The 12,221-nt window shown below is 53.0% G+C and carries 10 protein-coding genes, 4 tRNA genes and 1 other RNA gene; 13 read left to right on the forward strand and 2 right to left on the reverse strand.

Translation table 11 applies throughout. The annotated features are described in order from the left end of the window. Positions 1-45 precede the first annotated feature (45 nt). Together coaA and ATE40_RS22080 are read right to left on the reverse strand one after the other, a co-directional pair. Positions 46-996, reverse strand: coding sequence for a type I pantothenate kinase (coaA, locus tag ATE40_RS22075; RefSeq protein ID WP_025160419.1), 951 nt, complete (start codon positions 994-996; stop codon positions 46-48). 219 nt (positions 997-1,215) lie between these two features. Further along, a complete protein-coding gene (locus tag ATE40_RS22080; RefSeq protein WP_019456505.1) occupies positions 1,216-1,764 on the reverse strand; it encodes a GNAT family N-acetyltransferase in 549 nt (182 codons plus the stop codon). A 395-nt stretch (positions 1,765-2,159) separates the two neighbouring features. Between ATE40_RS22080 and ATE40_RS22085 the strand changes: the two genes are divergently transcribed. From ATE40_RS22085 to rpoB, 13 genes are all read left to right on the forward strand, one after another. Then, positions 2,160-2,235: transfer RNA gene (locus ATE40_RS22085), tRNA-Thr, on the forward strand. Positions 2,236-2,260: 25 nt separating this feature from the next. Then, a tRNA-Tyr gene (locus tag ATE40_RS22090) sits at positions 2,261-2,345 on the forward strand. A gap of 46 nt (positions 2,346-2,391) precedes the next feature. After that, a non-coding RNA gene (locus ATE40_RS22095) (RtT sRNA) lies at positions 2,392-2,507 on the forward strand. A 36-nt stretch (positions 2,508-2,543) separates the two neighbouring features. Then, positions 2,544-2,618: transfer RNA gene (locus ATE40_RS22100), tRNA-Gly, on the forward strand. 6 nt (positions 2,619-2,624) lie between these two features. After that, positions 2,625-2,700 (forward strand) — tRNA-Thr (locus ATE40_RS22105). Positions 2,701-2,809: 109 nt separating this feature from the next. Further along, entirely contained in the window at positions 2,810-3,994 is a 1,185-nt protein-coding gene (tuf, locus tag ATE40_RS22110) for an elongation factor Tu (RefSeq protein WP_015376315.1), read from the forward strand. 260 nt (positions 3,995-4,254) lie between these two features. Next, positions 4,255-4,638, forward strand: a complete 384-nt coding sequence (gene secE / locus ATE40_RS22115; protein WP_004929916.1) for a preprotein translocase subunit SecE — start codon at positions 4,255-4,257, stop codon at positions 4,636-4,638. A gap of 1 nt (position 4,639) precedes the next feature. After that, positions 4,640-5,185: a transcription termination/antitermination protein NusG gene (nusG, locus tag ATE40_RS22120; protein ID WP_004929914.1), complete on the forward strand. Its 546-nt coding sequence runs from the start codon at positions 4,640-4,642 to the stop codon at positions 5,183-5,185. 165 nt (positions 5,186-5,350) lie between these two features. After that, positions 5,351-5,779: a 50S ribosomal protein L11 gene (gene rplK / locus ATE40_RS22125; RefSeq protein WP_004929911.1), complete on the forward strand. Its 429-nt coding sequence runs from the start codon at positions 5,351-5,353 to the stop codon at positions 5,777-5,779. Between the two features lie 3 nt (positions 5,780-5,782). After that, positions 5,783-6,487 (forward strand): 50S ribosomal protein L1, encoded by a 705-nt coding sequence (gene rplA, locus ATE40_RS22130; RefSeq protein WP_019456443.1) that lies wholly within the window; start codon positions 5,783-5,785, stop codon positions 6,485-6,487. 337 nt (positions 6,488-6,824) lie between these two features. Then, positions 6,825-7,322: a 50S ribosomal protein L10 gene (gene rplJ, locus ATE40_RS22135; protein WP_004929905.1), complete on the forward strand. Its 498-nt coding sequence runs from the start codon at positions 6,825-6,827 to the stop codon at positions 7,320-7,322. A 63-nt stretch (positions 7,323-7,385) separates the two neighbouring features. Further along, positions 7,386-7,751 (forward strand): 50S ribosomal protein L7/L12, encoded by a 366-nt coding sequence (gene rplL / locus ATE40_RS22140; RefSeq protein ID WP_004929903.1) that lies wholly within the window; start codon positions 7,386-7,388, stop codon positions 7,749-7,751. Positions 7,752-8,083: 332 nt separating this feature from the next. Then, on the forward strand, positions 8,084-12,112 hold the full coding sequence (rpoB, locus tag ATE40_RS22145; protein WP_004929900.1) for a DNA-directed RNA polymerase subunit beta: 4,029 nt from the start codon (positions 8,084-8,086) through the stop codon (positions 12,110-12,112). The last annotated feature ends 109 nt before the right edge of the window (positions 12,113-12,221 follow it).

Below are 12,221 nucleotides of genomic sequence, written 5' to 3' on the forward strand. Positions count from 1 at the left end.
AGTAAAACAAGGGGGCGATAACGCCCCCTTGTTAGATCGGTTGGTTTATTTTCTTAAGCGCACGCTTTCAACGGCATGGTTGGCGCTTTTGGTCATAATCAGGCTCGCGCGTTCGCGGGTAGGCAGTATGTTCTGCTGTAAATTCAATCCGTTAATTTCATTCCATAATTGCGTGGCAATATTAATCGCTTCCGGCTCAGGCAATTTTGAATAGTTATGGAAATAAGAATCAGGATTGGAAAATGCGCCCTGACGGAATTTCAGGAAACGATTGATATACCAGCTTTGCAATAGCGTCTCCGGCGCATCGACATATATAGAGAAGTCGACAAAATCGGAAACGAATACGCGATGCGGATCGTGAGGATAATCCATACCGCTTTGCAATACGTTAAGCCCTTCCAGAATAAGAATGTCCGGCTGCTCGATGACTTTATTGCCTTCGGGGACTACGTCATAGATCAAATGGGAATAAACCGGGGCGGTGACGCGTTTGGCGCCGGATTTTACTTCCGACACAAACTTCACCAGGCTATGCATATCGTAGGACTGCGGGAAGCCTTTTTTCTTCATCAAACCGCGTTCGTTCAGCACCTTGTTAGGATGCAAGAAACCGTCGGTAGTGATCAGCTCAACGCTGCGGTGTTCCGGCCAGCGGCTCAGCAGGGCCTGCAACAGACGCGCGGTCGTGCTCTTGCCGACGGCTACGCTGCCGGCGATGCCGATGACATAAGGAATTTTTTGCCCGTCAGTGCCGAGGAATTGCTCCAGCACCGCCTGCCTACGCAGGTTGGAACTGATATAGAAGTTCAACAGTCGTGACAGCGGCAGATAAATCTGCGCAACTTCTTCCAACGAGAGATCTTCGTTAATCCCTTTCAGTTTAACGATCTCTTCTTCCGACAACGTCAGCGGCACCGAATCTCGCAACGCAGCCCACTGGGCACGATCGAACTGTAGGTAAGGCGTTGCTAAAGATTGATCTCTTTTTATCATAAGCCAAATTCTGCCTGTTAACGCAGGTTGGGAAAGGCGCCGGACGCCAACTCCAGAGAATAAACAAGCTGCATATTATAGACAGCTTCGTTTTTGGCGTAGACTTTTTTCGCAAAAGTTGTCGATAGGCAGCAGTTTATGTCAATTGTGCGAAGCGGCGCGCAGTTGATAAAGCGGGGTTGCAAGGCGGCATCATTGAGTCAGGATACCGCCTCGAGGCTAGCTGGCAATAGCGCGCGAAGAGGGGGTCACGATGAACAGACGTTTGTAATAAATGATGGTCGGGTGGTAATAGCCATCGGGCCCGGCTGCATAATCCGGTATTTCTCCCAGACAGCGATAGCCTAGGCTGCGGTAAAGCGCCTCCGCCGCCGAACCTGTCTGCGTATCCAGGTACAGGAGCCCGCGCCGCTGTTGCAATGCCGCTTGCTCCAGCGTCTTCATCAGCGCCTGGCCGACGCCGTTGCGACGAGCTCGGCTGTGAACCAGCAGCTTCACCACCTCCGCACGATTACGGCCGTTCGGCTTCTGACAAAGCTCGAGTTGCACGGTGCCAACGACGCCGCGCTCATCGCGCGCAATCCACAACAGCCGTTCACCCTTAGCCAGAGCAGGACGAAGACTGTGGAAGTAACTTTCGGCATCTTCATGGGGGATTAAGGTATCGTAGCCCACCGAAGCGCCGTGCGTGATGGCATCGGTCAACAGGTGGGCCAACTCGTCGCGGTAAATTGGGAGCGTAGCGGCGTTGACAGGCACTATTTTCATCGGTCATTCCTCCAGGATGGGGGTAATGAAGATAAGCAATAACTGCGCCAGAGCGGCGAAAGGTATGACGCCGGCGAAAGGGCGAGGAATAAATGTAGTCCATGCCGCACCACGGGGCAGCTATCTTCTTTTTGGTGCATCGATCCCGCTCACAGTTTACCGCTGTGGGTTAAGCGTTATGAGAAGCCCGACACGGAGAAAGGGGCGCTCAAGGCTTGCCAAAAGTGGATAAAATTGTAGAGAATGATTGCTGCGGGTGATGAATGTTTGCACGCTGCAGGCTGCGAATTGCATGACAGCATGCAAAATTGACTGATTTGTGAGCGAAAGTGCGCGTAAAGCAATTTTTTTGTTGCATAGGTCGCCCGCTCTACCTAGAATGCGCTGCACTTGATGCCGGCTTAGCTCAGTAGGTAGAGCAACTGACTTGTAATCAGTAGGTCACCAGTTCGATTCCGGTAGCCGGCACCATTCAAGTCACAAGTAGTTAAAATCTGGTGGGGTTCCCGAGCGGCCAAAGGGAGCAGACTGTAAATCTGCCGTCACAGACTTCGAAGGTTCGAATCCTTCCCCCACCACCAAATCTTGCCTTCGGCGATTAACTGACATGCGATAAATACCGCAGCGGTTGATGGCGGGAGGAGAAGGCGAAAGCCTTCGGCAAGGTTCGAGCTGTGCAGCGCAAGGCGCAGCCGGCCCGAAGGATGCGAGCCGAGTGATGAACAATCCTGCTCCATCCCAAAATTCTACAGAAAAATCAGGTAGCCGAGTTCCAGGATGCGGGCATCGTATAATGGCTATTACCTCAGCCTTCCAAGCTGATGATGTGGGTTCGATTCCCACTGCCCGCTCCAAGATGTGCTGATATAGCTCAGTTGGTAGAGCGCACCCTTGGTAAGGGTGAGGTCGGCAGTTCGAATCTGCCTATCAGCACCACTTCTTAATTTCTCGCCCCCTGATTTTCTTTCTGTTCTGGATTCAACGAGCAAATGCTTGGTTGATGTGGTGATACCACCGATTTATCCGTGTCTTAGAGGGACAATCGATGTCTAAAGAAAAGTTTGAACGTACAAAACCGCACGTTAACGTCGGTACTATCGGCCACGTTGACCACGGTAAAACTACCCTGACTGCAGCGATCACCACCGTACTGGCTAAAACCTACGGCGGTTCTGCACGTGCTTTCGACCAGATCGATAACGCACCAGAAGAAAAAGCTCGTGGTATCACCATCAACACCTCTCACGTTGAGTATGACACCCCGACTCGTCACTACGCGCACGTTGACTGCCCAGGGCACGCCGACTACGTGAAAAACATGATCACCGGTGCTGCTCAGATGGACGGCGCGATCCTGGTAGTAGCTGCGACTGACGGCCCAATGCCTCAGACCCGTGAGCACATCCTGCTGGGTCGTCAGGTTGGCGTTCCTTTCATCATCGTATTCATGAACAAATGCGACATGGTTGATGATGAAGAGCTGCTGGAACTGGTAGAAATGGAAGTTCGCGAACTGCTGTCCGCTTACGACTTCCCAGGCGACGACCTGCCAGTAATCCGCGGTTCCGCGCTGAAAGCGCTGGAAGGCGAAGCTGAGTGGGAAGCGAAAATCATCGAACTGGCCGAAGCCCTGGACAGCTACATCCCAGAGCCAGAGCGTGCAATCGACAAGCCGTTCCTGCTGCCAATCGAAGACGTATTCTCCATCTCCGGTCGTGGTACCGTTGTTACCGGTCGTGTTGAGCGCGGTATCATCAAAGTTGGCGAAGAAGTTGAAATCGTTGGTATCAAAGACACCGTTAAGTCTACCTGTACTGGCGTTGAAATGTTCCGCAAACTGCTGGACGAAGGCCGTGCTGGTGAGAACGTAGGCGTTCTGCTGCGTGGTATCAAACGTGAAGAAATCGAACGTGGTCAGGTACTGGCTAAGCCAGGCTCTATCAAGCCGCACACCCAGTTCGAATCTGAAGTGTACATCCTGAGCAAAGATGAAGGTGGTCGTCACACTCCATTCTTCAAAGGCTACCGTCCACAGTTCTACTTCCGTACTACTGACGTGACCGGTACCATCGAACTGCCAGAAGGCGTAGAGATGGTAATGCCAGGCGACAACGTGAACATGGTTGTAACCCTGATTCACCCAATCGCAATGGACGACGGTCTGCGTTTCGCAATCCGTGAAGGCGGCCGTACCGTTGGCGCTGGTGTTGTTGCCAAAGTTATCGCTTAATCGCTGATAAAGTTTGACGCGACACGCGGTAAAAGGGCATCATTTGATGCCCTTTTTCTACGCTGTGAACTAGAACCTATCTCATCAGCGATTTTGCAGTCATAATCATTGGTGAGATGGGCTCTTAAACCGTATTGACTGAAATACGTCATAGCGTAAAACACCGGGATATCGCTAGTGCGGTATCCGATCGGTTTGGTTTGCCTCGCAATGCGAGGCAAAGTTGTTTGTTCTGAATCATCATTGTGACAGGTTGGTTTATGAGTGCGAATACCGAGGCTCAAGGGAGCGGACGCGGCCTGGAAGCGGCAAAGTGGCTGATCGTCGCCGTTCTGTTGGTTGTGGCTATTGTCGGTAACTATTACTACCGTGATTTAAGCCTGCCATTGCGCGCGCTGGCAGTTGTGCTGATCATCGCCGTTGCTGGTGCAGTGGCTCTGATGACCACCAAAGGCAAAGCCACCGTTGCGTTTGCCCGCGAAGCGCGTACCGAAGTACGTAAAGTGATTTGGCCAACTCGTCAGGAAACGCTACACACCACGTTGATCGTTGCCGCGGTAACCGCCGTGATGTCACTGATTCTGTGGGGGCTGGATGGTATTCTGGTCCGTCTGGTGTCGTTTATTACTGGCCTGAGGTTCTAAAATGTCTGAAGCTCCAAAAAAACGTTGGTACGTCGTTCAGGCGTTTTCCGGTTTTGAAGGTCGCGTAGCGCAATCGCTGCGTGAACACATCAAACTGCACGATATGGAAGAGCTGTTCGGCGAAGTGATGGTGCCTACGGAAGAAGTGGTTGAAATCCGTGGCGGCCAGCGTCGCAAGAGCGAGCGTAAGTTCTTCCCTGGCTATGTGCTGGTGCAAATGGTAATGAATGACGCCAGCTGGCACCTGGTGCGCAGCGTACCGCGCGTCATGGGGTTCATCGGCGGTACTTCTGACCGTCCTGCGCCGATCAGCGATAAAGAAGTTGATGCGATCATGAACCGCCTGCAGCAGGTTGGTGACAAGCCGCGTCCGAAAACGCTGTTCGAGCCGGGCGAGCTGGTGCGCGTCAACGACGGCCCGTTTGCCGATTTCAACGGCGTGGTCGAAGAAGTCGATTACGAGAAGAGCCGCCTGAAAGTTTCCGTTTCCATCTTCGGCCGTGCAACGCCGGTGGAACTGGACTTCAGCCAGGTTGAAAAAGGCTGATCGAATAATCAGCAGTAAGCGGCCCGTTGCCGCTTGTCAAAGGCGCGAAATTGAACTACAATTTCGCGCCTTTTGTTTTTAGATGCCTTGCCTGACGTTTGTTCGGCGAGGTTAAACACGGGGAGCCTCTCACGAGGCGATACTACCCAAACCGAGGAAATTTAAATGGCCAAGAAAGTACAAGCCTACGTTAAGCTGCAAGTTGCAGCTGGTATGGCTAACCCGAGCCCGCCAGTTGGTCCAGCTCTGGGTCAGCAAGGCGTTAACATCATGGAATTCTGTAAGGCGTTCAATGCTAAGACTGACAGCATTGAAAAAGGTCTGCCGATTCCGGTTGTTATTACCGTTTATTCTGATCGCTCCTTCACTTTCGTTACCAAAACCCCGCCAGCAGCAGTACTGCTGAAAAAAGCGGCTGGTATCAAGTCTGGTTCCGGTAAGCCGAACAAAGACAAAGTAGGTAAAGTGACCCGTGCTCAGGTACGTGAAATCGCAGAAACCAAAGCTGCGGACATGACTGGTTCTGACGTTGAAGCGATGACTCGCTCCATCGAAGGTACCGCTCGTTCCATGGGCCTGGTAGTGGAGGATTAAGAGATGGCTAAGCTGACCAAGCGCATGCGCGTGATCCGTGACAAAGTTGATGCTACTAAACAGTATGACATCACTGAAGCTGTTGCTCTGCTGAAAGAGCTGGCCACCGCTAAATTCGTAGAAAGCGTTGACGTTGCCGTGAACCTCGGCATCGACGCTCGTAAATCTGACCAAAACGTTCGTGGCGCTACCGTTCTGCCACACGGCACCGGTCGTTCCGTTCGCGTTGCCGTATTTGCCCAAGGCGCTAACGCTGAAGCAGCGAAAGCTGCTGGCGCAGAGCTGGTAGGTATGGACGATCTGGCTGACCAGATCAAGAAAGGCGAAATGAACTTCGACGTTGTTATTGCTTCTCCGGATGCAATGCGCGTTGTCGGTCAACTGGGCCAGATCCTGGGTCCACGCGGCCTGATGCCAAACCCGAAAGTGGGTACCGTTACTCCGAACGTTGCTGAAGCTGTGAAAAACGCTAAAGCAGGTCAGGTTCGCTACCGTAACGACAAAAACGGCATCATCCATACCACTATCGGTAAGGTTGATTTCGACGCAGACAAACTGAAAGAAAACCTGGAAGCCCTGCTGGTTGCGCTGAAAAAAGCAAAACCTTCTCAGGCGAAAGGCATGTACATCAAGAAAGTTAGCCTCTCCACCACCATGGGTGCTGGCGTTGCTATCGATCAGAGCGGTCTGTCTGCTGCAGCGAACTAATCGCACTTGCGATTATCGCTTTGACTTGGGGCCGAGATTTGTCTAGAATCTTATGCCCCAAGGTTTTGCTATTGGCGATGCCGTAAGCAAAACAAAGATTTTTCGGTTGGAGCCTGGCCTATCCAGGCCTCCGTCCAAGACCGCAGGTGTATCGCAAGATACTTAATCCTTCCTGCGTAGACGGTGACAGAGCCTAAGAAAATTTTTCTTTTTTATAAAAGAATGTCTTTGCTGGATTCTGCTCACCGTGTTAAGCCGCTCGGCGTGGCGTTTTACAAAGCGCCGAGTGAAGTGAGTTCCGGGGATTTTCCCCGGCTAATCCAGGAGCAAAAAGCTAATGGCATTAAATCTTCAAGACAAACAAGCGATTGTTGCTGAAGTCAGCGAAGTAGCCAAAGGCGCGCTGTCTGCGGTTGTTGCGGATTCCCGCGGCGTTACCGTAGATAAAATGACTGAACTGCGTAAAGCAGGTCGTGAAGCTGGCGTTTACATGCGTGTTGTTCGCAACACCCTGATGCGTCGCGTAGTTGAAGGCACTCCATTCGAATGCCTGAAAGACACGTTTGTCGGTCCAACCTTGATTGCATTCTCTCACGAACACCCGGGCGCTGCTGCTCGTCTGTTCAAAGAGTTCGCGAAAGCGAATGCAAAATTCGAGGTTAAAGCTGCGGCCTTTGAAGGTGAGCTGATCCCAGCGGCGCAAATCGACCGCCTGGCGACGCTGCCAACTTACGAAGAAGCGATCGCACGCCTGATGGCAACCATGAAAGAAGCCGCTGCCGGCAAACTGGTTCGCACTCTGGCTGCAGTACGCGATCAGAAAGAAGCGGCGTAAGCCCCTCTTTCTTAGCCTTTGCTAACGTATTTAAACTATTTCTGAATTTTAGGAACAATTGTTATGTCTATCACTAAAGACCAAATCCTGGAAGCAGTTGCCGCTATGTCCGTAATGGACGTTGTTGAACTGGTTTCCGCTATGGAAGAAAAATTCGGCGTTTCTGCTGCTGCTGCTGTAGCTGTAGCTGCTGGCCCAGCTGAAGCTGCTGAAGAGAAAACTGAATTCGACGTTATCCTGAAAGCTGCAGGCGCTAACAAAGTTGCTGTTATCAAAGCAGTACGTGGCGCTACCGGCCTGGGTCTGAAAGAAGCTAAAGACCTGGTTGAATCTGCTCCAGCCGCTCTGAAAGAAGGCGTGAGCAAAGATGACGCAGAAGCTCTGAAAAAATCTCTGGAAGAAGCTGGCGCAGAAGTTGAAGTTAAATAAGCCAACCTTTCCGGTTGCAGCCTAGTCTTTTAGGCTGATGGCTGGTGACTTTTTAGTCACCAGCCTTTTTGCGCTGTAGGGCGCCAGTAGCGTTTCACACTGTTTGGCTGCTGGTTTCGCCTCCCAATGTTTGTTTCTATTGACGACTTAATATACCGCGGTCTTTGCACTACCAGGAGTTCTGGGGGAAGGCGCGATGAAATGGTTTAAGCGTGATAGCAAGAGACATTGCGGAAAGTGTTCCCGCTTTCCGGTCGACAAAACGGTGTTGCATGAACTGTCCCTAATCGGACGGACAGATTGGGTCACTGATCAGCGAGCTGAGGAACCCTATGGTTTACTCCTATACCGAGAAAAAACGTATTCGTAAGGATTTTGGTAAACGTCCACAAGTGCTGGACATACCATATCTCCTTTCTATCCAGCTTGACTCGTTCCAGAAGTTTATCGAGCAAGATCCAGAAGGGCAGTACGGCCTTGAAGCCGCATTCCGTTCTGTTTTCCCTATCCAGAGCTACAGTGGCAATTCGGAGCTGCAATACGTTAGCTACCGTCTTGGTGAGCCGGTCTTCGACGTCAAAGAGTGCCAGATCCGTGGTGTGACGTTCTCTGCACCGCTGCGCGTAAAACTGCGCCTGGTTATCTATGAGCGCGAAGCGCCTGAAGGTACGGTCAAAGACATCAAGGAACAAGAAGTCTACATGGGCGAAATTCCGCTCATGACCGAAAACGGCACCTTTGTGATCAACGGTACTGAGAGGGTTATCGTATCTCAGTTGCACCGTAGTCCTGGCGTATTCTTCGACAGCGATAAGGGTAAAACCCACTCCTCGGGTAAAGTGCTGTACAACGCACGCATCATCCCTTACCGCGGTTCATGGTTGGACTTCGAGTTCGATCCGAAAGACAACCTGTTCGTGCGTATTGACCGTCGCCGCAAACTGCCTGCGACCATCATTCTGCGCGCGCTGAACTACACCACTGAACAGATCCTCGACCTGTTCTTTGACAAGATCGTCTTCGAAATCCGCGACAACAAGCTGCAGATGGAGCTGGTGCCTGAGCGCCTGCGTGGTGAGACCGCTTCGTTCGATATCGAAGCCAACGGCAAGATCTACGTAGAGAAAGGCCGTCGCATCACCGCTCGTCATATCCGTCAGCTGGAAAAAGACGACATTCAGAGCATTGAAGTACCGGTAGAGTACATCGCGGGCAAAGTGGTCGCGAAAGACTATATCGATACCAATACCGGCGAACTGATCTGCGCAGCCAACATGGAGCTGTCGCTGGATCTGCTGGCCAAGCTGAGCCAGTCTGGCCACAAGCGCATCGAAACGCTGTTCACCAACGATCTGGACCACGGCGCGTACATCTCTGAAACGCTGCGTGTCGATCCGACCAACGATCGTCTGAGCTCGCTGGTAGAAATCTACCGCATGATGCGTCCTGGTGAGCCGCCAACGCGCGAAGCTGCCGAAAGCCTGTTCGAGAACCTGTTCTTCTCCGAAGACCGCTACGATCTGTCCGCGGTTGGCCGTATGAAGTTCAACCGTTCTCTGCTGCGCGACGAGATCGAAGGTTCGGGCATCCTGAGCAAAGACGACATCATCGAAGTGATGAAGAAGCTCATCGATATCCGTAACGGCAAGGGCGAAGTGGACGATATCGACCACTTGGGCAACCGTCGTATCCGCTCCGTCGGCGAAATGGCCGAGAACCAGTTCCGCGTAGGTCTGGTGCGTGTTGAGCGTGCGGTGAAAGAGCGTCTGTCTCTGGGCGATCTGGATACCCTGATGCCTCAGGACATGATCAACGCCAAGCCGATTTCGGCGGCGGTGAAAGAGTTCTTCGGCTCCAGCCAGCTGTCCCAGTTCATGGACCAGAACAACCCGTTGTCCGAGATTACGCACAAGCGTCGTATCTCCGCACTGGGCCCGGGCGGTCTGACCCGTGAGCGTGCCGGCTTTGAAGTTCGAGACGTACACCCGACCCACTACGGCCGCGTGTGCCCAATCGAAACGCCGGAAGGTCCAAACATCGGTCTGATCAACTCCCTGTCCGTGTACGCACAGACTAACGAGTATGGCTTCCTGGAAACCCCGTACCGCCGCGTGCGTGACGGCGTGGTGACCGATGAAATCAACTACCTGTCTGCTATTGAAGAAGGCAACTTCGTTATCGCCCAGGCGAACTCCAACCTGGATGAAGAAGGCCGCTTCGTAGAAGACCTGGTCACCTGTCGTAGCAAAGGCGAATCAAGCCTGTTCAGCCGCGACCAGGTTGACTACATGGACGTATCCACCCAACAGGTTGTTTCCGTTGGTGCCTCACTGATTCCATTCCTGGAACACGATGACGCCAACCGTGCATTGATGGGTGCGAACATGCAACGTCAGGCCGTACCAACCCTGCGCGCTGACAAGCCGCTGGTCGGTACCGGTATGGAACGCGCTGTAGCGGTTGACTCCGGCGTAACCGCCGTTGCCAAACGCGGCGGTGTGATCCAGTACGTGGATGCTTCCCGTATCGTTATCAAAGTTAACGAAGACGAGATGTACCCGGGCGAAGCAGGTATCGATATTTACAACCTGACCAAGTACACCCGTTCTAACCAGAACACCTGCATCAACCAGATGCCGTGTGTGAATCTGGGTGAGCCAATCGAGCGCGGCGACGTGCTGGCGGATGGCCCATCGACAGACCTGGGCGAACTGGCACTGGGCCAGAACATGCGCGTAGCGTTCATGCCTTGGAACGGCTACAACTTCGAAGACTCCATCTTGGTCTCCGAGCGCGTGGTGCAGGAAGATCGCTTCACCACCATCCACATCCAGGAACTGGCGTGCGTGTCTCGCGACACCAAGCTGGGGCCTGAAGAGATCACTGCCGACATCCCTAACGTGGGTGAAGCTGCGCTCTCCAAACTGGATGAATCCGGTATCGTGTATATCGGTGCTGAAGTGACTGGCGGCGACATTCTGGTCGGTAAGGTAACGCCTAAAGGCGAAACCCAGCTGACGCCGGAAGAGAAACTGCTGCGTGCGATCTTCGGTGAGAAAGCGTCTGACGTTAAAGACTCTTCTCTGCGTGTGCCGAACGGCGTTTCCGGTACGGTTATCGACGTGCAGGTCTTCACCCGCGATGGCGTGGAAAAAGACAAGCGCGCGTTGGAAATCGAAGAGATGCAGCTGAAGCAGGCGAAGAAAGACCTGACTGAAGAACTGCAGATCCTGGAAGCCGGCCTGTTCGCACGTATCCACGCGGTGCTGGTTGCCGGTGGCATCGAAGCCGACAAGCTGAGCAAACTGCCGCGCGATCGCTGGCTGGAACTGGGCCTGACCGACGAAGAGAAGCAAAACCAGCTGGAGCAGCTGGCTGAGCAGTACGACGAACTGAAATCCGACTTCGAGAAGAAGCTGGAAGCCAAGCGTCGTAAGATCACTCAGGGCGACGATCTGGCGCCGGGCGTGCTGAAAATCGTCAAGGTTTATCTGGCCGTTAAACGTCAGATCCAACCGGGTGACAAGATGGCGGGCCGCCACGGTAACAAGGGTGTTATCTCCAAGATCAACCCGATCGAAGATATGCCTTACGATGAAAACGGCACGCCGGTAGACATCGTACTGAACCCGCTGGGCGTACCATCACGTATGAACATCGGTCAGATCCTGGAAACCCACCTGGGTATGGCTGCGAAAGGCATTGGTGAGAAGATCAACCAGATGCTGAAGCAGCAGCAGGAAGTGGCCAAGCTGCGTGAGTTCATCCAGAAGGCCTACGATCTGGGCGACGACGTTTGCCAGAAAGTTGACCTGAACACCTTCAGCGACGACGAAGTGCTGCGTCTGGCAGAGAACCTGAAAAAAGGTATGCCGATCGCAACGCCGGTGTTTGACGGTGCGAAAGAGACTGAAATCAAGAAGCTGCTGGAAATGGGCGGAATCCCGACCTCCGGTCAGATCACGCTGTTCGATGGCCGTACCGGTGAGCAATTCGAGCGCCAGGTTACTGTCGGCTATATGTACATGCTGAAACTGAACCACTTGGTTGACGATAAAATGCACGCCCGTTCAACCGGTTCTTACAGCTTGGTTACTCAGCAACCTCTGGGTGGTAAGGCGCAGTTCGGTGGTCAACGCTTCGGTGAGATGGAAGTGTGGGCACTGGAAGCATACGGCGCGGCTTATACCCTGCAGGAAATGCTCACCGTTAAGTCGGATGACGTTAACGGCCGTACCAAGATGTACAAAAACATCGTGGATGGCGATCACCGGATGGAGCCAGGCATGCCGGAATCCTTCAACGTACTGTTGAAAGAAATCCGCTCGCTCGGCATCAACATCGAACTGGAAGACGAGTAATCGTCATGCCGGCTCAGGCTCCCCGCCTAAGGGAGCCTGAGGGTGGTTGTTCAGGTCACACGGGTACCTACTGCGGTTGTGGGTACCCAACAGGTTTAACTCCGACAGG

The sequence above is a fragment of the Serratia surfactantfaciens genome (assembly GCF_001642805.2).
Lineage (GTDB): Bacteria > Pseudomonadota > Gammaproteobacteria > Enterobacterales > Enterobacteriaceae > Serratia > Serratia surfactantfaciens.